At 66.6% G+C, this 17,892-nt stretch carries 18 protein-coding genes; 8 read left to right on the top strand and 10 right to left on the bottom strand.

The features are described 5' to 3' along the window. Positions 1-86: 86 nt before the first annotated feature. Positions 87-1,613 (bottom strand): CoA-acylating methylmalonate-semialdehyde dehydrogenase, encoded by a 1,527-nt coding sequence (locus tag AQ610_RS00470; RefSeq protein WP_006023958.1) that lies wholly within the window; start codon positions 1,611-1,613, stop codon positions 87-89. A gap of 140 nt (positions 1,614-1,753) precedes the next feature. Between AQ610_RS00470 and AQ610_RS00465 the strand changes: the two genes are divergently transcribed. Then, entirely contained in the window at positions 1,754-2,653 is a 900-nt protein-coding gene (locus AQ610_RS00465; protein ID WP_006023960.1) for a LysR family transcriptional regulator, read from the top strand. A gap of 185 nt (positions 2,654-2,838) precedes the next feature. Next, a complete protein-coding gene (locus AQ610_RS00460; protein WP_006023961.1) occupies positions 2,839-3,369 on the top strand; it encodes a class IV adenylate cyclase in 531 nt (176 codons plus the stop codon). A gap of 16 nt (positions 3,370-3,385) precedes the next feature. On the opposite strand, the gene AQ610_RS00455 is transcribed toward AQ610_RS00460, so the two are convergent. Further along, positions 3,386-3,877 (bottom strand): Lrp/AsnC family transcriptional regulator, encoded by a 492-nt coding sequence (locus tag AQ610_RS00455; protein ID WP_004195800.1) that lies wholly within the window; start codon positions 3,875-3,877, stop codon positions 3,386-3,388. A gap of 144 nt (positions 3,878-4,021) precedes the next feature. Here AQ610_RS00455 and phhA point away from each other — a divergent pair, with 144 nt between their 5' ends. After that, on the top strand, positions 4,022-4,915 hold the full coding sequence (gene phhA / locus AQ610_RS00450) for a phenylalanine 4-monooxygenase (protein ID WP_009914038.1): 894 nt from the start codon (positions 4,022-4,024) through the stop codon (positions 4,913-4,915). Between the two features lie 83 nt (positions 4,916-4,998). After that, on the top strand, positions 4,999-5,304 hold the full coding sequence (locus AQ610_RS00445) for a 4a-hydroxytetrahydrobiopterin dehydratase (RefSeq protein ID WP_006023964.1): 306 nt from the start codon (positions 4,999-5,001) through the stop codon (positions 5,302-5,304). An 82-nt stretch (positions 5,305-5,386) separates the two neighbouring features. On the opposite strand, the gene AQ610_RS00440 is transcribed toward AQ610_RS00445, so the two are convergent. Beyond that, positions 5,387-5,617, bottom strand: a complete 231-nt coding sequence (locus tag AQ610_RS00440; RefSeq protein WP_006023965.1) for a DUF3717 domain-containing protein — start codon at positions 5,615-5,617, stop codon at positions 5,387-5,389. Between the two features lie 120 nt (positions 5,618-5,737). Here AQ610_RS00440 and AQ610_RS00435 point away from each other — a divergent pair, with 120 nt between their 5' ends. Together AQ610_RS00435 and AQ610_RS00430 are read left to right on the top strand one after the other, a co-directional pair. Then, a complete protein-coding gene (locus AQ610_RS00435) occupies positions 5,738-6,430 on the top strand; it encodes a response regulator transcription factor (RefSeq protein WP_004195796.1) in 693 nt (230 codons plus the stop codon). 85 nt (positions 6,431-6,515) lie between these two features. Then, positions 6,516-7,982, top strand: a complete 1,467-nt coding sequence (locus AQ610_RS00430) for a sensor histidine kinase (protein WP_006023966.1) — start codon at positions 6,516-6,518, stop codon at positions 7,980-7,982. A 187-nt stretch (positions 7,983-8,169) separates the two neighbouring features. On the opposite strand, the gene AQ610_RS00425 is transcribed toward AQ610_RS00430, so the two are convergent. From AQ610_RS00425 to AQ610_RS00410, 4 genes are all read right to left on the bottom strand, one after another. Beyond that, the gene (locus AQ610_RS00425; protein ID WP_009914042.1) at positions 8,170-8,682 is read right to left on the bottom strand and encodes an SET domain-containing protein; all 513 of its coding nucleotides are present in this window, start codon (positions 8,680-8,682) and stop codon (positions 8,170-8,172) included. 257 nt (positions 8,683-8,939) lie between these two features. Next, the gene (locus tag AQ610_RS00420; RefSeq protein WP_006023968.1) at positions 8,940-10,052 is read right to left on the bottom strand and encodes an NADH:flavin oxidoreductase/NADH oxidase; all 1,113 of its coding nucleotides are present in this window, start codon (positions 10,050-10,052) and stop codon (positions 8,940-8,942) included. Between the two features lie 186 nt (positions 10,053-10,238). Further along, positions 10,239-10,949 carry a glutamine amidotransferase gene (locus AQ610_RS00415; protein ID WP_006023969.1) on the bottom strand — a complete coding sequence of 237 codons (711 nt, stop codon included), beginning with the start codon at positions 10,947-10,949 and terminating at the stop codon, positions 10,239-10,241. Between the two features lie 40 nt (positions 10,950-10,989). Next, the gene (locus AQ610_RS00410; RefSeq protein ID WP_009914044.1) at positions 10,990-11,631 is read right to left on the bottom strand and encodes a MarR family winged helix-turn-helix transcriptional regulator; all 642 of its coding nucleotides are present in this window, start codon (positions 11,629-11,631) and stop codon (positions 10,990-10,992) included. Here AQ610_RS00410 and AQ610_RS32125 point away from each other — a divergent pair. Then, positions 11,584-11,847, top strand: coding sequence for a hypothetical protein (locus AQ610_RS32125; protein WP_009914046.1), 264 nt, complete (start codon positions 11,584-11,586; stop codon positions 11,845-11,847). The genes AQ610_RS00410 and AQ610_RS32125 overlap by 48 nt on opposite strands. A 297-nt stretch (positions 11,848-12,144) precedes the next feature. Here the strand turns inward: AQ610_RS32125 and AQ610_RS00405 are convergent, their stop codons facing one another. From AQ610_RS00405 to mnmC, 3 genes are all read right to left on the bottom strand, one after another. Beyond that, positions 12,145-13,260 (bottom strand): YbdK family carboxylate-amine ligase, encoded by a 1,116-nt coding sequence (locus tag AQ610_RS00405; RefSeq protein WP_006023971.1) that lies wholly within the window; start codon positions 13,258-13,260, stop codon positions 12,145-12,147. Positions 13,261-13,304: 44 nt separating this feature from the next. Continuing rightward, positions 13,305-14,519 (bottom strand): cation:proton antiporter, encoded by a 1,215-nt coding sequence (locus AQ610_RS00400; RefSeq protein ID WP_006023972.1) that lies wholly within the window; start codon positions 14,517-14,519, stop codon positions 13,305-13,307. Positions 14,520-15,189: 670 nt separating this feature from the next. After that, positions 15,190-17,154, bottom strand: a complete 1,965-nt coding sequence (gene mnmC, locus AQ610_RS00395; RefSeq protein ID WP_043281876.1) for a bifunctional tRNA (5-methylaminomethyl-2-thiouridine)(34)-methyltransferase MnmC2/FAD-dependent 5-carboxymethylaminomethyl-2-thiouridine(34) oxidoreductase MnmC1 — start codon at positions 17,152-17,154, stop codon at positions 15,190-15,192. Between the two features lie 390 nt (positions 17,155-17,544). Between mnmC and AQ610_RS00390 the strand changes: the two genes are divergently transcribed. Then, positions 17,545-17,823, top strand: a complete 279-nt coding sequence (locus AQ610_RS00390) for an HU family DNA-binding protein (RefSeq protein ID WP_004195781.1) — start codon at positions 17,545-17,547, stop codon at positions 17,821-17,823. Positions 17,824-17,892 lie beyond the last annotated feature (69 nt).

Below are 17,892 nucleotides of genomic sequence, written 5' to 3'. Positions count from 1 at the left end.
GAGCCGATGCGCGCCGTTAAAGCATAGACCGCGCGGCCCCGTTGCGGGGGCCGCGCGGCGTCGTCAGAACGTCGAACGCGTGCGCGTCACTTCGCGACGGGCATCGTGAACTCCGCGCCCTTCGCGATGCTGTCCGGCCAGCGCTGCATCACGCTCTTGTAGCGCGTGTAGAAGCGCACGCCCTCCGCGCCGTACGCATGGTGATCGCCGAACAGCGAGCGCTTCCAGCCGCCGAACGAATGCCACGCCATCGGCACCGGAATCGGCACGTTGATGCCGACCATCCCGACCTGGATCTTCCGCGCGAACGCGCGCGCGATGCCGCCGTCGGACGTGAAGCACGACACGCCGTTCGCGAACTCGTGCGCGTTGACGAGCGCGACCGCGCTCGCGAAATCCGGCACCCGCACGACGGCCAGCACCGGACCGAAGATTTCCTCGCGGTAGATCGACATGCCGGTCGTCACGCCGTCGAACAGCGTGCCGCCGAGAAAGAAGCCGCGCTCGCATCCTTCGACGACGTGGTCGCGCCCGTCGACGACGAGCTTCGCGCCCGCGGCGACCCCCGCGTCGATGTACGCGGACACCTTCGCGCGATGCGCGGCCGTCACGAGCGGCCCCATTTCGACGTCGGGTTCCATCCCGTTGCCGATCTTCAGTGTCCTCGCGCGCGCGGCGAGCCGCTCGACGAGCGCATCGGCGACGCCGCCCACCGCAACCGCGACCGAGATCGCCATGCAGCGCTCGCCCGCCGAACCGTACGCGGCGCCGACGAGCGCGTCGACGGCCTGATCCAGGTTCGCGTCCGGCATCACGACGAGATGGTTCTTCGCGCCGCCCAGCGCCTGCACGCGCTTGCCGCGCCGCGCGGCTTCGGTATGAATATATTCGGCGATCGGCGTCGAGCCGACGAACGACAGCGCGGCCACGTCGGGATGCGCGATCAGCGCATCGACGGCCGTCTTGTCGCCGTGCACGACGTTGAACACGCCGTCGGGCAGCCCCGCTTCCTTCAGCAGCTCGGCGAGCCGGATCGACGCCGACGGATCGCGCTCGGACGGCTTCAGCACGAACGTGTTGCCGCACGCGATCGCGACCGGAAACATCCAGCACGGCACCATCATCGGAAAGTTGAACGGCGTGATCCCCGCGACGACGCCGAGCGGCTGCCGCAGGTTCCAGTTGTCGATGCCGCCGCCGATCTGGTCGGTGAAGTCGGTCTTCAGCAGATTCGGAATCCCGCATGCGAACTCGACGACCTCGATCCCGCGCATCACTTCGCCCTTCGCGTCCGAGAACACCTTGCCGTGCTCGCGGGTGATCAGCTCGGCGAGCTCGTCGTGATGGCGGTCGAGCAGCTCCTTGAACTTGAACATCACACGCGCGCGCTTGAGCGGCGACGTCTCGCTCCACGCGGGGAACGCCGCGGCCGCGGCCGCGACGGCCGCCTCGACTTCCGCGACGGTCGCGAGCGGCACACGCGCCGTCACCTTGCCGAGCGCCGGGTCGAACACGTCGCCGTAGCGGTCGCTCGCGCCGTCGAGCGCGCGGCCGCCGATGAAATGGGTCAGTGCGCGCACGCGCGAATCGTTCGAATGGGTACTGCCGGTCATGTCGTCCTCCGTGTTTGCCGTTGCCGCTTTCCGTCGTGCACGCGCATCGCGTGCTTCGGAAACGAAGGGTACCCGCGAGCCCGGCGCCCGATCCAATGAGTTATGCTCAATTGCGTTATAAGCCGCGCTAATATTGCTCGATGGACCTGACTCTGCTCCGCGCGTTCGTCGCGGTCGCGCGCGAGGGCAACCTCACGCGCGCGGCGGCGCAACTGCATCTGACGCAGCCCGCCGTCAGCCTGCAGATCAAGAATCTGCAGGACCTGCTCGGCGTCGCCCTGTTCGCGCGCACATCGCGCGGGCTCGTGCTCACGCGCGACGGCCAGGCGCTGCTGCCGCACGCGGAACGCGCGCTCGACGCGGCGGCCGACGTGAAGCGCGCCGCCGCCGCGCTCAGGCACGAGGTGCGCGGCCGGCTGCGGATCGGCACGATCCTCGACCCCGAATTCCTGCGGCTCGGCGGCTTCCTGAAGCGGCTCGTCGAGGCGCACCCGCGGATCGAGACGGCGCTGCGGCACGGCATGTCCGGCTGGGTGCTCGAACAGGTCCGCGCGCGCGAGCTCGACGTCGGCTACTACATCGGCCGGCCGGAGGAGGACGATCCGCGCGACGCCGAGCGCTTCCACACGGTGACGCTCACGCAGTTCCGCTATCGGGTGCTCGCGCCCGCCGGCTGGAAGGAGCGCGTGCAGCGCGCGCGCACGTGGCGCGAGCTCGCGGCGCTGCCGTGGATCTGGACGCCCGCCGCGTCCGCGCACCAGCGGCTCCTGTCGCGCCGCTTCGCCGACGCGGGCGCGCAGCCCGTCAAGGTCGCGGAGGTCGATCAGGAGACGTCGATGCTCGATCTCGTCAAATCGGGCGTCGGCCTGACGCTCGCGCGCGACTCGATCGCGCTGCGGGAGGCGCACGCGCACGCGCTCACGATCGTCGAGCACATCGCGGTGCCCGCCGAGCTCACGTTCCTCACGCTCGCCGAGCGCCGCGACGAACCGGCGATCGCCGCCGCGTTGCGCCTCATCGACGAGCAATGGGCGATATGAGCGCCGCTGATGATGGTCGGCGCGGCGGCTCGCGCGCATAGGGGAGCGTGAAAAAGCAACGATGCGCGCCCGCACGGCCGGCGCGCGGCCTTTTCGCATCGCGTCAAAATCGCTCGCGCCCCGATAGAATAGAAATTTCTGGATGGTTTGTCCGGACCCGCAAACGCTCTTCACAGGAGACCCGCATGGCCCGCAACATCGAGATCAAAGCCCGCGCGCGCGAATTCGAACAACTGCGCGAACGGGCCGCCGAGCTGGCGACCGAGGCGCCGCTCTTCTACCGGCAGCAGGATTTCTTCTACGACGTGCCGCGCGGCCGCCTGAAGCTGCGCCGCTTCGAGGACGGCACGCCCGCCGAGCTGATCTTCTACCAGCGCGACGATCAGGACGGCCCGAAGGCGTCGTACTACACGCGCAGCCCGGTGACGAACCCGGACGCGATGCACGCGCTCCTCGCGACGGCGCTCACGACCCGCGGCATCGTGACGAAGGAGCGGCACGTCTATCTGGCGGGCCGCACGCGGATCCACCTCGACCGCGTCGACGGCCTGGGCGACTTCGTCGAGCTGGAAGTCGTGCTCGGGCCCGAAGACGACGAGGACGGCGGCCACGCGGAAGCGCACGCGGTGTTCGCGAAGCTCGGCGTGCCGAGCGACGATCTCGTCGCGGTAGCGTACGTCGATCTGCTCAACGCGCAAGCCGAGCCCGCCGCGTAATGCGCGCCTGCGCGCGTCATGCGGCGGGCGCGCCCGACGCCAGATGGCCGAGCGGCAGCGGCCCGTTGCGCTTGAACGTCGTGAGCACGATGTTCGAGCGAACGCTGTCGACGCCCGGCACCCGCATCAGCTTCTTCATCACGAACGACGACAGCGCATTCAGATCCGGCGCGACGATCCTGAGCAGATAATCGGCGTCGCCGACCACCGCGTGGCATTCGAGCACTTCCGGCAGCACGTCGATCTGCTGCTGGAACTGCTCGATGATCGAATCGCCGTGATGCTTGAGCTTCAGGCTCGTGAACGCGGTGACGCCAAGCCCGAGCCGCTCGGGCCGCAGCACGACGCGGTAGCCGTCGATCACGCCCGCCGCCTCGAGCCGCTGCAGCCGCCGGCCGATCTGCGACGGCGAAAGCGGCACCTCTTCGCCCAGTTGCTGATGCGTCGCGCGGCCGAAGCGCTGCAGCACGTCGAGCAGCGCCAAATCGAAGTGATCGAGTTCCAGCATGAGGATTCTCCGCATAGTTGTGCATTTTGATGCATGATTATCGCATTTATAGGCCAATATACGCCGACTTTGCGTCCAATCCGCGCGAACCCCGCTCTACACTTGCATGCATCCTCACCACTGATGCGAAGCAAGGCGTACACCATGTCCACCGTCGTCACCGCGAAACTGAAGGAACAGTTCGACGCGGGCCTCGAAACCCGCGCCGATTTCACCATCGATCAGCCGCTCGCCCGCTACGGCGGCGTCGACCATGCTGTGTGGAAGCAGTTGTATACGCGGCAGGCGGCGCTGCTGCGCGGCCGCGCGTGCGACGCGTTCATCGACGGCCTCGCGCGCATCGGTCTCGCGCCCGAGCGCGTGCCGTCATTCGCCGACGTGAACCGCCGGCTCGAGCCCGCGACCGGCTGGCGCATCGTCGCGGTGCCGGGCCTCGTGCCGGACGCCATCTTCTTCGAGCATCTCGCGAACCGGCGGTTTCCGGTCACCTGGTGGATGCGTCGCCCGGATCAGCTCGATTATCTACAGGAGCCGGACTGCTTCCACGATCTGTTCGGCCACGTGCCGCTCCTGATCGATCCCGTATTCGCCGACTACATGCACGCATACGGCCGCGCGGCGCTCGGCGTTGCCCGCGATCCGCGCGCGCTCGCGCTTCTCGCGCGCCTCTATTGGTATACGGTCGAATTCGGCCTGATCCGCGGCGCGCGCGGCGAAAACGGGCTGCGGATCTACGGCGCGGGCATCGTGTCGAGCAAGGGCGAGACGCTCTACAGCCTCGAAAGCGCGTCGCCGAACCGGATCGGCTTCGATCTCGAGCGCGTGATGCGGACCCGCTACCGGATCGACACGTTCCAGAAGACCTACTTCGTGATCGACGATTTCACGCAGCTCTTCGCGCTCGCCGACGTCGACGCGCGCGCGCTCGCCGCGCGGCTCGCCGACGCGCCCGAGCATGCGGCGGGCGCCGTGCTTGACGGCGATCATGTGCTTACGCGCGGCACGGGCGAAGGCTGGGCAACCGACACAGACGCTTGACGAACAATTATGAAAGAATGGCCGATACGGCGCCCCGCCGCGCGAACGGGCACGGCCGCGCCGCCATCGGACGAGGTATGAAAATGATTCACAAGCTCACATCGGAAGAACGCAAGACGCAACTCGCAAGCCTGCCTCACTGGACCGCCGTTCCCGGCCGCGACGCGATCCAGCGCAGCCTTCGCTTCGCCGATTTCAACGAAGCATTCGGCTTCATGACGCGCGTCGCGATCAAGGCGCAGGAAATGGATCACCATCCCGAGTGGTTCAACGTCTACAGCCGCGTCGACGTCACGCTGTCGACGCACGACGCCAATGGTCTCACCGAGCGCGACATCAAGCTCGCGCATTTCATCGACGAAGTGGGCAAGCACGCGAAGGCTGCGTGATTACCCTGATGAGGATTCGATTTCGAATCGTCAACGTATCGCTTTCCGTAAGCGTTTTCTATGCTGAATAAAGCGAAAGCCTTCAGCTTTCCAAGCCGTTGTTAAGTAGAACGTAAGCGTCCCATGCGTTGCGCGCTTCAGGGTCCAATCCTTCCAGTTGCAGCGCACTTTGGCGCTGTACAATCAGCAACGCATACGGTTTGGAAAGCGCGCTAGCCTCTTCGCAGAGTTCGAGTTCGTCGCCGCTCGACGGCGAGCGGGCCCGCCAGAAATTGATCGCGGCTTCGAGTTCATGGATCGAGATGTTGGACATGATCGAAAGGTTCGTTGCTGGCCGTCCCGCTCGTTGCCGGGCCCCCGACGTTTTCGTGGAAACGGCGTCGTGCTGTCCCGCGTGCCTGAACCGCCAACCCATTGTACTTGAGCGAATCTCATGCGACTCCTTCTGATCGAAGACGACCGCCCCATCGCACGCGGCATTCAAAGCAGCCTCGAACAAGCCGGCTTCACGGTCGACATGGTTCACGACGGCATCTTTGCCGAGCAGGCGCTCGCGCAAAACCGCCACGAACTCGTGATCCTCGACCTCGGCCTGCCCGGCATCGACGGCATGACACTCCTGTCGCGCTTCCGCCAGACCAACCGCCACACGCCCGTCATCGTGCTGACCGCGCGCGACGAGCTGAACGATCGCGTGCAGGGCCTCAATTCGGGCGCCGACGACTACATGCTCAAGCCGTTCGAGCCCGCCGAGCTCGAAGCGCGGATTCGCGCGGTGATGCGCCGCAGCGGCCCGCACAGCGACATGCCGCGCCCGGAAGTGTCGCTCGGCGGCGTGCGCCTGTCGGGCGTCGATCGCCGCATCTTCAACGACGACAAGCCGCTCGAGCTTTCGCCGCGCGAATTCGCGGTGCTCGAAATGCTGCTGCTGCGCCACGGCCGCGTCGTCAGCAAGGCGCAACTGCAGGATCACCTGACGCACTTCGGCGGCGATCTCGGCGACACCGCGATCGAAGTCTACGTGCACCGGGTGCGCAAGAAGCTCGAGCAGTGCCGTGTCGAGATCGTCACGGTGCGCGGCTTCGGCTATCTGCTGCAGGAAATACGCCAGACCGCGAGCGTCTGACGGTCTGACGCCGCATGCTCGACCCGCGCCGCTTCGCGAAGCGGCGCTTATTCTTTTCTTTCGCGCGATGTCCCCTGATCCGGCTGTGACCAGCCTGCGCCGCACGCTGCTGCGGCGCCTAGCCGCGCCGCTGTCGATGCTCGCGCTGATGAGCGGCCTCATTGCGTACTGGCTCGCGTGGCAATACACGCAGCACGTCGTCGACCGCTCGCTCGCCGATCTCGCAGCGGCAATCTCGAAGCAGATCCAGATCGCCGGCCCCGACGCGCCGTTCACGGTGCCGCCGCTCGCGCAGGCGATGTTCTCCGATCCGACCGAACAGTTGATCTACCGGATCAGCGACGGCGAGCACGAACTCGCCGGCGATCCGAAGCTGCCGCTGCAGGGCGCGAGCGTGCGCCGGATGCACGTCGCGTACGTGTTCGAGGCCGAATACGACAACCAGGCGGTGCGCGTCGCGCAGGTGCGGGTCGAGCAGACGGAAAGCGGCAATCCGATGATCGTCGAGGTCGCGCAGCCGGTGCGCTACCGCTACCGGATCGCGGCGGAATTCCTGATCGCGATCATGATGCCGCTGCTGTTGCTGCTGCTCGCCGGCTGGGGGATCGTGTGGCGCGTCGTCAATCAGCAGCTCGGCCCGCTCACGCATCTCGCCGATTCGCTGAACCGGCAGACTCACACGTCGCTCGAGCCCGTCGACGAAACCGAGGTGCCGCTCGAGATCCGGCCGCTCACGAGCGCGATGAACGCGCTGCTCGGCCGCCTGAAGACCGCGCTCGATGCGCAGCGCAAATTCATCGCCGACGCCGCGCACCAGCTCCGCACGCCGCTCACCGCCATCAAGCTGCACGCGGAGCAGGCGGCCGTCGCGCGCGATCCGCAGCAGGCGCTGACCGCGGTGCGCGAGTTGCGCTCGGCGGCCGACCGCGCGGTGCGGCTGTCGAATCAATTGCTGTCGCTCGCGCGCGCGGAGCCGGGCGAGCAGGCCGCCCGCTTCGTCGACGTCGATCTCGCCGGCCTCGCGTTCGAAACCGGCGCCGAATGGGTGCCGCGCGCGCTCGCCGCGCACGTCGACCTCGGCTTTCAACGCGGCGACGGCCGCGCCGACGACGAGCCGCTCGTCGTGCGCGGCAATCCGGTGCTGCTGCGCGAAGTGATCGCGAACCTGCTCGACAATGCGTTGAAGTACGTGCCGCTCGCGCGGCCGCAAGGCGCGCGGATCACAGTGGACGTCTCGCGGATCGCGCTCGACGACGGCAAGGCGGCGGCCGAGATCGTCGTCGAGGACAACGGCTCGGGCGTGAGCGCCGCGCAGCAGGCGGACCTGTTCAAGCGCTTCTTCCGCGGCGACGCGCAGAGCGGCAACGGCGTCGAGACGGGCGCGGGCCTCGGCCTCGCGATCGTCCACGACATCATCGCGATGCACGGCGGCACGGTATCGTATGCGGACGCGCCCGAAGGCGGCTCGCGCTTCGTCGTGCGCGTGCCGCTCGCGGACAAGCCGTCCGCGCCGGCGCCGCATCCGTCCGAATCTCCGACCGCTTCGGTCTGAAGCAATCGCAGCGTGCGCGGCTTGCGCCCGCACGCTGCGGCGCGACGCAACTCGACGCGCACGGTCGAGCCGCAAACGCACCGCGCTATCGCGCCGTCTTTCTTCGCAATCCGGAACGTCGACGCGAGGCTTGAAGGCCGCACTCGCGGCAATCGGCGCCGCGCCGAACGGCGCGCGCCGCCAGGCGTCACTTCTTCTTTTTCTTGTCCTTGCCGCCCTTCTTCGCCTTCCTCTTTTTCTTGCCTTCGCCGTCTTCCGACGTTGCAAGCAGCGTGCCCCGGCACGTCGCCGTGCCGCAACGGCACGCGTATTCGCGCTTGAGCTTCTTCGTCAGGCGCGCATCGATCACGAGCCCGTAGTCGTAGAACAGTTCTTCCTGCTCGTCGATGTCGCGCAGCGCATGGATGTACACGCGCCCGCCCACCTCCTCGGCTTCGCAGTTCGGCGCGCACGAATGGTTGATCCAGCGCGCGCTGTTGCCGTCGATCTTGCCGTCGATCACGCCGCCCTCTTCGAGCGCGAAGTAGAACGTGTGATTCGGATCGTTCGGGTCGTGCGGATGGCGGCGCAGCGCCTCTTTCCACGAGATCCGCTCGCCCTTGTATTCGACTACGCGCTCCCCCGCCTTGATCGGTGCCGCGGCGAATACGCCCTTGCCGTGAACGCCCGAGCGGCGTACCACGATCCTGCGTGAACTCATCGAACGAATCCTTTGAAGACGACTTGGAACTGAAACGATCGCGCCGCGCATTGCGCGCCGGTCGCGCGGCTTCGTCCGTCGCGCCGCGTGCGGCGTGGGATGCCGCGCGCGGCGCCGGGTGCGAATCACCCGAATCCTACACGGTAGGGATTGCTTCGTTCAACATCGAATGGCCGCTCGATGCGCGAAGTCGCGCGAAATCCGCCCGAATCGCCAACTTTCGGCCGCATCGACAATCGAATCGGCATGCGCGGCGCTCAACGCTGGCCGAACGACACGTCGCCGAACAACGCCTTGTGCTCGCGCGGCTGCGAACGCCAGTACTGCGGCGGCGCACTGACCGTCGCACCGAGTTGCGCGGCCGCATGCCACGGCCAGCGCGGATCGTAGAGCATCGCGCGCGCCATCGCGACGAAATCCGCGTCGCCCGCTTCGATCACGCGATTTGCGTGCTCGGGATCGGAGATGAGGCCAACGGCGATCGTCGGCAGCTCCACCGCGCGCTTGACCGCCTGCGCGAACGGCACCTGATAGCCGGGCGACACCGGAATATTCTGAAGCGGCGACACGCCGCCCGACGATACGTCGACCCAGTCGCAACCGCGCCGCTTCAGTTCGCGCGCAAACGCGATCGTATCGTCGAGCTCCCAGCCGCCCGCCACCCAATCGGTCGCGGACACGCGCACGCCAACCGGACGATCGTCCGGAAACGCCGCGCGCACCGCGTCGAACACTTCGAGCGGAAAGCGCATCCGGTTTTCGAGCGAGCCGCCGTACGAATCGGCGCGACGGTTCGCGAGCGGCGACAGGAACTGATGCAGCAGATAGCCGTGCGCCGCATGGACTTCGAGCGCGTCGATGCCGAGACGCGCCGCGCGCTTCGCGGATTCGACGAACGCGCGACGAATGCGCTCGAGCCCCGCCGCGTCGAGCGCGAGCGGCGACGGCTCGTGCTCCCGATGCGCAACGGCGGAAGGCGCAAGCGGCTGCCAGCCGCCCCGGTCGACGGGAATCAGTTGTCCGCCGTTCCACGGCACGTCGCTCGACGCCTTGCGGCCCGCGTGCGACAACTGCATCGCGACGCGAATCGGCGAATGCTTGCGGATCGCCGCGAGCACGGGTTCGAACGCGGCTTCCGCCGCGTCGTTCCACAAGCCGAGATCCGCGGGCGAAATGCGGCCGTCGGGCTCGACCGCCGTCGCTTCGATGCAAAGCAGCCCCGCCCCCGACAACGCGAGTTGACCGAGATGAATCATGTGCCATGCGCGCGCCTCGCCGTTTTCGGCCGAATACTGGCACATCGGCGAAATCACGATGCGATTGGGAAGCGTCACGCCGCGCAGCGTGAACGAAGAAAACAACGCACTCATGGCAGCCGCCCTCACGAACGAAGTCGAGCGGCCGAGGTTAGCATGCAGCGCAAAAGCTTGCCGCGGACGCGACGGCGCGGGGCATGGAAATGGAATTCGGCGGAAACGGCCAGCGCCGGCGATCGACAGCGAACCCGATGCCGTTTTCGTTTCGGACGAGCGCGGCCGCCCTGTTGCGCTATCGCCCTACAGCCCGACGGAATCGAGCCACTCGCCGAACATCCCGCGCGCCGCGCATTCGAGCGTCGGACCGAGTTGCGCGGTCTGTTCGCGCAATCGTTTCGCGTCGGTGCCGGGCGTCGCCGCGATCTCGCCCGCATGGCCGATCAGCCAGGGCTCGAAGCGGTCCGCGCGGATCTCCGGATGGCATTGGAGCGCGAGCACGTGCGTGCCCCACGAGAAAGCCTGGTTGCGGCACGCCGGCGTCGACGCAAGATGAATCGCGCCCGCAGGCAGATCGAACGTGTCGCCGTGCCAATGCAGCATCGACGTGATCGCACCGTCGACGTGGCGCAGCGGCGACGCGCGCCCGGCATCCGTCAGCGTGAGCGGGGTCCAGCCGAGCTCCTTCGCCGCGGCCGGATACACGCGCGCGCCGAGCGCCCGCGCGATCAACTGCGCGCCGAGGCAGACGCCAAGCGTCGGCAAGCCGGCTTCGATCCGCTTGCCGACGAGCGCCGCCAGCGGCGCCGTCGTCGGATATAGATCGTCGTCGTAGGCGCTGACCGGTCCGCCGAGCACGACGAGCAGCGACGGTTCGAGCGCGTCGAGCACCTCGACGCGGGAGGCGCCGACATCGACGTACCGCACGCGCCGGCCGCGCTCGCCGAGCACCTGCTCGAAACTCCCGAGGTCCTCGAAATGCACGTGGCGAATCGCGACGGCTTCAGCGTTCATCAGCGCCTCCGGGCACGGCCGAGCATCCGCTCGACGCGCATCACGCCTGCGCGAAGAGTTTCCAGGTCTTCTTCTGCGTCAGGGTATCCGCTTCCTCGTGCACCGCGCAATCGAGACGCAGATCGCTGTCCGCCATCGCCAGATCGAGCAGCGAGCAGCGGTACGTCGGCTTGCGCGCCGCCTTGCCCGGCTGGAAATGCTTGCACGTCACGCACATGCGGTGCGGCGGAATGTCGCCGTTGACCTGCAGCTCGCGCAGCGTCTTCAGCAGCGCGCGATACAGCACGCCCTGCTCGTCGCCGCCGAGCGTGCCGACCGCCTTCGACAGGAAGTCCGGCCACTGCAGCGCCTTCTTCGCCGCTGTGCGGCCGCGCGCGCTCAGACGCACCGCGAGCGCGCGGCCGTCGTCGAGTGCGCGACGCTTCTCGACAAGCCCCTTGTGCTCGAGCGTGCTCACCGCGTCGCTCGTCGTCGCGGCGGTCAACTGCGTTTCGCGCGCAATCTCGCCCAGACGCATCGGCCCTTTGCGCTGGAGCAGCAGCACGAGGATTTCACCCTGCGTCGGCGTCAACCCCGCGCCTTCCGCCCAATCCCATGCCTGGCTCCGCATAGCCGTGCTCAACCGCAACAGGCTGTGGGTCACTCGCCCCGCAGCCTGGTTCCCGTAAACACCTTCGCTCATAGTCTTTTCGCTGTTGCCGGCCGTCTTTCGAAGGCGGCCGTTTGTGGGGAGATCAGGTCTCGATCTCTGTCTCAAAAGGGCGCACCCGGGCGAGCGCGTCCGACATGTTCGCCGCGAGGCACACGCCGCGAACCTGCACGCGGTTTCAGCACCCCCGTCGGCGCCGACCACCGCGAAGCCGACATTCTAAGCGAGAGCGGAAAATCGCACAGCTAAGTTATCCCGCCAAACCTGTGGATAACCACCGAATAACCACAGGAACGGACTGTGCGCCGTTTCTTGACAACCTGCCGCACAGGCGAGCCGAAAAAAATTCCGTCCCGGCGCGTCCGCCGGAATTCCGGCGCGATCCGCATCGTTGTCAATGTCACAGGTCTTTGACTTTGTGGCGAAATATCAAGTTATCCACAGAATCGGCGGAGGCTTGTTAACTACTACTACGTTTACATACGTATACGTCGAGGTAAACCTGAACCGGTGCTCGTCGAGTGCGAGGATTTGCAAAACTATTTTTCACTCGCGCCACCGCAGGCACTGCTGGCGAACCGTTTCGTTCAGTGATTTTTCCTGCTTGAAGATCGTCCGCAGCCACGACGCGTCGTTCACGCGCGCCTTCGCGAGCGCGCCGATCTCGTCGAGCGCCGCGCGCGAGCCGAGCGCAGCCGCATGCGGTGCAATGCGATCGAGCGTGTCGAGGATGTCCTCGGCGATCGTCCGGCGTTCTCCCGTCTGCGGATTCACGCAAGTGCCCTCGAGCCCGAAGCGGCACGCTTCGAAACGGTTGAACGTGTAGACGAGATAGTCGTCCTCCGACAGCTTGAGCGGCCGGTCGATCAGCAGATAGCGCGCGAGCGTCTGGATGTAGCACGCGATCGCGGCCGCGCGGTCGACCGACAGCGGCGTGTCCATCACGCGCACCTCGATCGTTCCGTAGCCGGGCTTCGGGCGGATGTCCCAGTAGAAGTCCTTCATGCTGTTGACGACGCCCGTGTTCACCATCTTCGTGAAGTATTCCTCGAAGCCGTGCCAGGTGAGCACGAACGGCGCGCGGCCCGACAGCGGAAACGCGAACACGGAATTGAGGCGTGCCGAATGAAATCCGGTGTCGACGTTCTGCACGTACGGCGAGGACGCCGAAAGCGCAATGAAATGCGGAATGAAGCGCGACAGCGAGTGCAGCAGGAACAACGCGCTGTCGGCGTCCGGACAGCCGATGTGCACGTGCTGGCCGAACACCGTGAACTGCTTCGCGAGGTAGCCGTACAGCTCGGAGATGTACTGGAAGCGCGGCGCGTCGAAGATCTGCCGCTCGCTCCATTGCTGGAACGCGTGCGTGCCGCCGCCGCAGAGGCCGACGTTGAGCTGGTCGGCCGCGTTGACGAGCGTGTCGCGGATGGCGTGCAGTTCCCCCAATGCCTGATCGTGCGTTCTGCATATGCCCGTCGACAGCTCGATCATGCTTTCGGTGATCTCCGGCGTGATGTTGCCGGGAAATTTCGCATCCTTGATGAGCCGCATCAGATCGGACGACGCTTTAGTCAGATCGTAGTTGTGCGTATTGACGATCTGGATTTCGAGCTCGATGCCGAACGTGAACGGTTCGGAATTGACGAAGGTTTCGAGTGCCATGGCGTGGTTCCGGATAACGGGGCGGTAAGCGTCGGGCGCGCGGATCAGCTCGCGTCGCGCCGCTCGCCGACGGCCGACAGGCTGCGATAGACGACAGGCGGCCCGATCAATTGCAGCACGACGATCGAGCACATGATGACCGCGCGCAGGCGCGGATCGAAATTCGGGTAGAGCTGGTAGGTGTCGTCGACGAGCAGGTACGCGAGCGCCGACATCGGCACGAGCGAGAAGCCGAGCGCGACGCCCTGCTTCACGCCGAGGCCGCTCGGCTTCGCGAACGCGAGCACGCCGACGAGCTTCGCGACAAAGCGCGTCGCAATCAGCGCGCCCGCGACGAGTCCGCCCGCGACGACGTCCTGCCATTCGAACGACGTGAGCGTCAGCACGAACAGGATCACGGTGAGAAGCCAGCCGGCCGTGCCGAAATGCTCGGGCCACAACTGCGGACGCGCTTCGAGATTCTTCACGATGATGCCGGCGAGCAGCAGCGTGAGCATCGTCGACAGCTTGAGCACCTGCGCGACCGCAATCGCCAGCACGACGAGGCCGAACAGCGCGACGAACGAATGCTCGTCGCGCATCGTCGCGGCGACGTGCCTGAACAGATAATTGCATGCGCGAGCGAACAGATACGCGACGATGAACGAGCCGGCGAGCAGATAGATCGGTTGCAGGATCGTCGCGAACACGTTGCCGTACGCTTCCTGATGCAGCCAGCTCGTGACGAGCTTCGTCAGCACGACCGCGTAGACGCTGTTCAGCGCGGACAGCGTGATGAGCCGCTGCGACACCTGCCCTTCCGCGCGCAATTCCGTCTTCAACTGGATCACCATCGCGGGCGACGTCGAGATCGCGATCGCCGCGAGCACGAGCGCGATCATCCCCGGCACCTTGAGCAGCAGCAGCACCGCGAGCACGAGCACGAACGTGAGCGTCGCCTCCGCGAGACTCGACGCGATGAGCCACGGGTTGCGGCGGATCCAGCGCAGGTCGAGCCGGCTGCCGAGCTCGAACAGCAGCAGGCCGAGCGCGACGTTGACGAGGAGCCGCGACGTGTCGTCGGTGCTCGCGTCGATCACGCCGAAGCCGAACGAGCCGGCAATGAGGCCGATCACCGCATAGCCCGTGATGCGCGGCAGGCGCCATGTGCGATAGCAGAGCTCGCCGCAGAGGCCGGCGGCGAAGAGCGCGAAGCCGGCCCAGAAAATCGCATCCGGGACGAGCGGCCAGTTGGGTAGAAACGAGAACGCTGACTTCATCGTGGTGACTTCTCCTTTGGAAGGCAACCTCCGGCGACGCGGATCGAGCGAGTCGAGCGAATGATGCGCGCTGGATGAGGGGTTGCCCTGTCGTTCGTTGTTCTGTACGACCGTTAGGACATGGGGTAAGCCCGCGTCGCTGAAAAGGGTGCGGTCAGTCGGGCTTGCGGCCGATCCGGGTCGGCCTGACGTGTGCGAATGGACAGCGCGATCTCAAATTCTCAGATTCGAATTCGAGCCGGCCGTTCCGTTGATGCCATCGTGGCGCAGCGCCACGACATGCGTGAAGGAAACCGATTGTGCCACAGGTCTCCCGGTCCGGATGGAAATCGGGCAGACGGTGGCCGATTGCAGGAGGCTAACCTCTTTATCTTGAGGTAAACCTGTATACATATGTAGTAAGAGTTAACAAGGCGGCCGATTTTCTGTGGATAACCCGCGTTTACGTCGGCGGATCATGTACTTGCGGACCGCATAACCGGATGCACAGCCTGTTTGCCCGCACAGAGTTTCGATGAGCAACTTTTTCGGGTCTGTGCGGCTGTGCGAAGTTACCCCGTTTACGTCCACATCGGTTGCACAGCGGTTGAGCGGGAAATTCGCGCGGTTATCCACAGGGCTGCGTGGATAACCGGCTGGCGCGTCTGTGATGGTCGTCGCCGCGAGCGGCTCAGGCGACGCGGCCGTGCCGCAATGCGCGAACGAGGAAGCGGGCCGGGTCGATCGCTTCGGCGAGTTCGCGTTCGAGCGGCCACGGCTCCCCTTCGATCTGCGCGGCGATCAGCTCGGCGCCGAGCGTCGCCCAGACGAGCCCGCGCGAGCCGTAGCCGAATGCGCCGTAGAGGCCTGTCGCGCGCGGCACGTCGCGCAGTTTCGCGCCCGCCAGCGCGGCCGAATCGCGAGCGGCCGCCGCTTCGTCGCCGAGCTCGCCGACGAGCGGCAATCGGTCGCTCGCGACGCAGCGAAAGCCGACGCGGCCCGTGAGCGCGAGCGTATCGGGCGCGTTCGCGGAAAATGCCGGCAGCAGCCGTTCGAGCCGCTCGAGGTTTTCGCGATGGCCGGCTTCGCGCAGCGCCGCATCCGTGTCGTCCGGCTCGTAGGTCGCGCCCGTCAGCGTGACGCCGTTCGCGAGCGGCAAGACGTAGCCGTCGCCGATCACGGGCAGCGGCACGGCGGGCGCGCTGCCCGGCGGCAGCAGCGTCAACTGGCCGCGCACGCGCTGCGTCGGCGCGTGCCGCAGGCCGGCGACGCGCGCGGCATCGGCTGCATTCGCGACGATGACGACGCTCGCCTGCGCAATCGTCGCGCCCGATGCGTCGAGCGCGCGCCAGCGGCCGTCGCCGCCGCGCTCGAGCCGCGCGACTTCGACGCCGACGATACGCGAAAGCCTGTCGCCCGCCGCCGCGCACTGCGCGGCCGCGAGCGCGGCGGGGCTGATCGAGCCGCCTTGCGGAAACAGCCAGCCGCCGTGCGCGACGTCGGTTCGCAACAGCGCTTGCGCGTCATCGCGCGACAGCGTCGATGCGAGCTCGGCCGGCACGCCGAGCGCGTCGATGCTCTCGCGCATCCGTGCGAATTCGTCGTCCGATGTCGCGAGCTGCACGAGGCCATGCGCGCTGCGCGCGAACGCGTGGCCGGCGCGCTCGAGCGCGCGCCAGCGATTCAGCGCGTGCAGGAAGCCGGCGCGCGACAGACGGGCCGCGAGGTTGTCGTCGCGCGCGATCATCGGGTGGAACACGCCGGCGGGGTTGCCTGACGCCTCGCTCGCGATCCGTTCGCGGCGCTCGATCAGCGTCACGTGCCAGCCGCGCGCGGCGAGCCGTTCGACGAGCGCGCATCCGGCGAGCCCCGCGCCGATCACGATGGCATCGCGCGTGCCGACGTCGAGCGCGCGCGGTGGCTCATGGCGCCGCACGCGCCAGCGCGGCGCGAACTCGCCGACGAGCATCGCGCGCTTGCTGGCGAAGCCCTCGACTTTCCGATGCGCGAAACCCGCTTCGTCGAGCGCGCGCTTGACGGCGCCCGAGCTCGTGTAGGTCGCGAACGTCGCGTGGTCGTCGGCGAGCTTCGCGAGCGACTTGAAGATCGCGGGCGACCACAAATCCGCGTTCTTCGACGGCGCGAAGCCGTCGAGATAGAACGCGTCCGCGCGCAGCGCGAGATTGCGCAGCACGTCGAGCGCGTCGCCGAACACGAGCGTGAGCGTGACGCGCCCATCGTCGAATTCGAGGCGATGCACGCCCGGTGTCAGCGAGGGCCATCCGTTCGCGAGCGCGTCGACGAGCGGCTCGATGGTTGTATATGCAACGATATGCGCGGCCGCGCGACGCAGATCGCCGCGCGCGAACGGATGCTTTTCGACCGACACGAAGTGAAGCCGCTCGCCGTGCGACGGATCAGCGCGCCATGCGGCCCACGTCGCAAGAAAGTTGCAGCCGGTGCCGAAACCCGTCTCGACGATCGTGAAAGTTCGCTTGTTCCGCCAGCGTTCGGGCAGGCCGTTGCCGCGGATGAACACGTGATCGGCCTGGGCGAGCGCGCCGGCCGCGCTGTGGTAGATGTCGCCGTAGAGGGGCGAGACGACGGTGCCGTCTTCGCGGAAGACGAGCGTCGCCGGAACGATTCGATCGGTCATGCGAAACAAAAAAGAAGGCGGCGAAAATGCGGCGAACCGCCGCGAAAGCCCCGTCCCGCCTGGCGTTGGCAAAATCCAACGAAACCGCGTGCGGGCTTCGGCCGAGCCGCGGCAAAGCCGGCTCGCGCGGCGCGAAAGCCGCGCGGAACGCGTCTAACTCGACAAAATTCGCTCGAAAATCTTTGAAACCCTTGTCGTTATTGGGTTTGCGCTGCGCTATCATAGCAAGCGCCGTATCGCGGAGCTGCCAGGAGGCAAACCCGACGGTGCGTTGCGCGGTGCAATACTTTGCGCCGTGCCGTTGCCACACACTATAGACGGCGCGGTTCGCGCACGTATAATCGGCGCGTTCGCGCTGTTCGTGTCAACCTAACCTGGAAAGGAACCTTAATGAACAAACAGGAACTGATCGACGCCGTCGCCGCCCAAACGGGCGCCAGCAAGGCTCAAACCGGCGAAACGCTGGACACGCTCCTCGAAGTGATCAAGAAGGCTGTGTCGAAAGGCGACTCAGTTCAACTGATCGGCTTTGGCAGCTTCGGTTCGGGCAAGCGCGCAGCGCGCACCGGCCGTAACCCCAAGACGGGCGAGACCATCAAGATCCCGGCAGCCAAGACGGTCAAGTTCACGGCTGGCAAGGCGTTCAAGGACGCAGTGAACAAGCGCTGAAACGAGCTGTTCGCGAACAAAAAACCCGCTGGAAGCAGCGGGTTTTTTCTTTTCGGCGCGGCTTTTTTG

It is taken from the genome of Burkholderia humptydooensis (assembly GCF_001513745.1).
GTDB lineage: Bacteria > Pseudomonadota > Gammaproteobacteria > Burkholderiales > Burkholderiaceae > Burkholderia > Burkholderia humptydooensis.
Note: the sequence above shows the minus strand (reverse complement) of the source record. Positions and strands in the feature narration are given on the sequence as shown.

Bases quoted from the DNA above. Each gene is read 5' to 3' on its own strand.
- AQ610_RS00435 (WP_004195796.1), top strand. From the start codon at position 5,738: ATGCGACTCCTTCTGATCGAAGACGACCGCCCCATCGCACGCGGCATT.
- AQ610_RS00445 (WP_006023964.1), top strand. From the start codon at position 4,999: ATGATTCACAAGCTCACATCGGAAGAACGCAAGACGCAACTCGCAAGC.
- AQ610_RS00465 (WP_006023960.1), top strand. From the start codon at position 1,754: ATGGACCTGACTCTGCTCCGCGCGTTCGTCGCGGTCGCGCGCGAGGGC.
- phhA (WP_009914038.1), top strand. From the start codon at position 4,022: ATGTCCACCGTCGTCACCGCGAAACTGAAGGAACAGTTCGACGCGGGC.
- AQ610_RS00440 (WP_006023965.1), bottom strand. From the start codon at position 5,617: ATGTCCAACATCTCGATCCATGAACTCGAAGCCGCGATCAATTTCTGG.
- AQ610_RS00390 (WP_004195781.1), top strand. From the start codon at position 17,545: ATGAACAAACAGGAACTGATCGACGCCGTCGCCGCCCAAACGGGCGCC.
- AQ610_RS00400 (WP_006023972.1), bottom strand. From the start codon at position 14,519: ATGAAGTCAGCGTTCTCGTTTCTACCCAACTGGCCGCTCGTCCCGGAT.
- AQ610_RS00460 (WP_006023961.1), top strand. From the start codon at position 2,839: ATGGCCCGCAACATCGAGATCAAAGCCCGCGCGCGCGAATTCGAACAA.
- AQ610_RS00415 (WP_006023969.1), bottom strand. From the start codon at position 10,949: ATGAACGCTGAAGCCGTCGCGATTCGCCACGTGCATTTCGAGGACCTC.
- AQ610_RS00405 (WP_006023971.1), bottom strand. From the start codon at position 13,260: ATGGCACTCGAAACCTTCGTCAATTCCGAACCGTTCACGTTCGGCATC.
- AQ610_RS00470 (WP_006023958.1), bottom strand. From the start codon at position 1,613: ATGACCGGCAGTACCCATTCGAACGATTCGCGCGTGCGCGCACTGACC.
- AQ610_RS00410 (WP_009914044.1), bottom strand. From the start codon at position 11,631: ATGAGCGAAGGTGTTTACGGGAACCAGGCTGCGGGGCGAGTGACCCAC.
- AQ610_RS00420 (WP_006023968.1), bottom strand. From the start codon at position 10,052: ATGAGTGCGTTGTTTTCTTCGTTCACGCTGCGCGGCGTGACGCTTCCC.
- mnmC (WP_043281876.1), bottom strand. From the start codon at position 17,154: ATGACCGATCGAATCGTTCCGGCGACGCTCGTCTTCCGCGAAGACGGC.
- AQ610_RS00455 (WP_004195800.1), bottom strand. From the start codon at position 3,877: ATGCTGGAACTCGATCACTTCGATTTGGCGCTGCTCGACGTGCTGCAG.
- AQ610_RS00425 (WP_009914042.1), bottom strand. From the start codon at position 8,682: ATGAGTTCACGCAGGATCGTGGTACGCCGCTCGGGCGTTCACGGCAAG.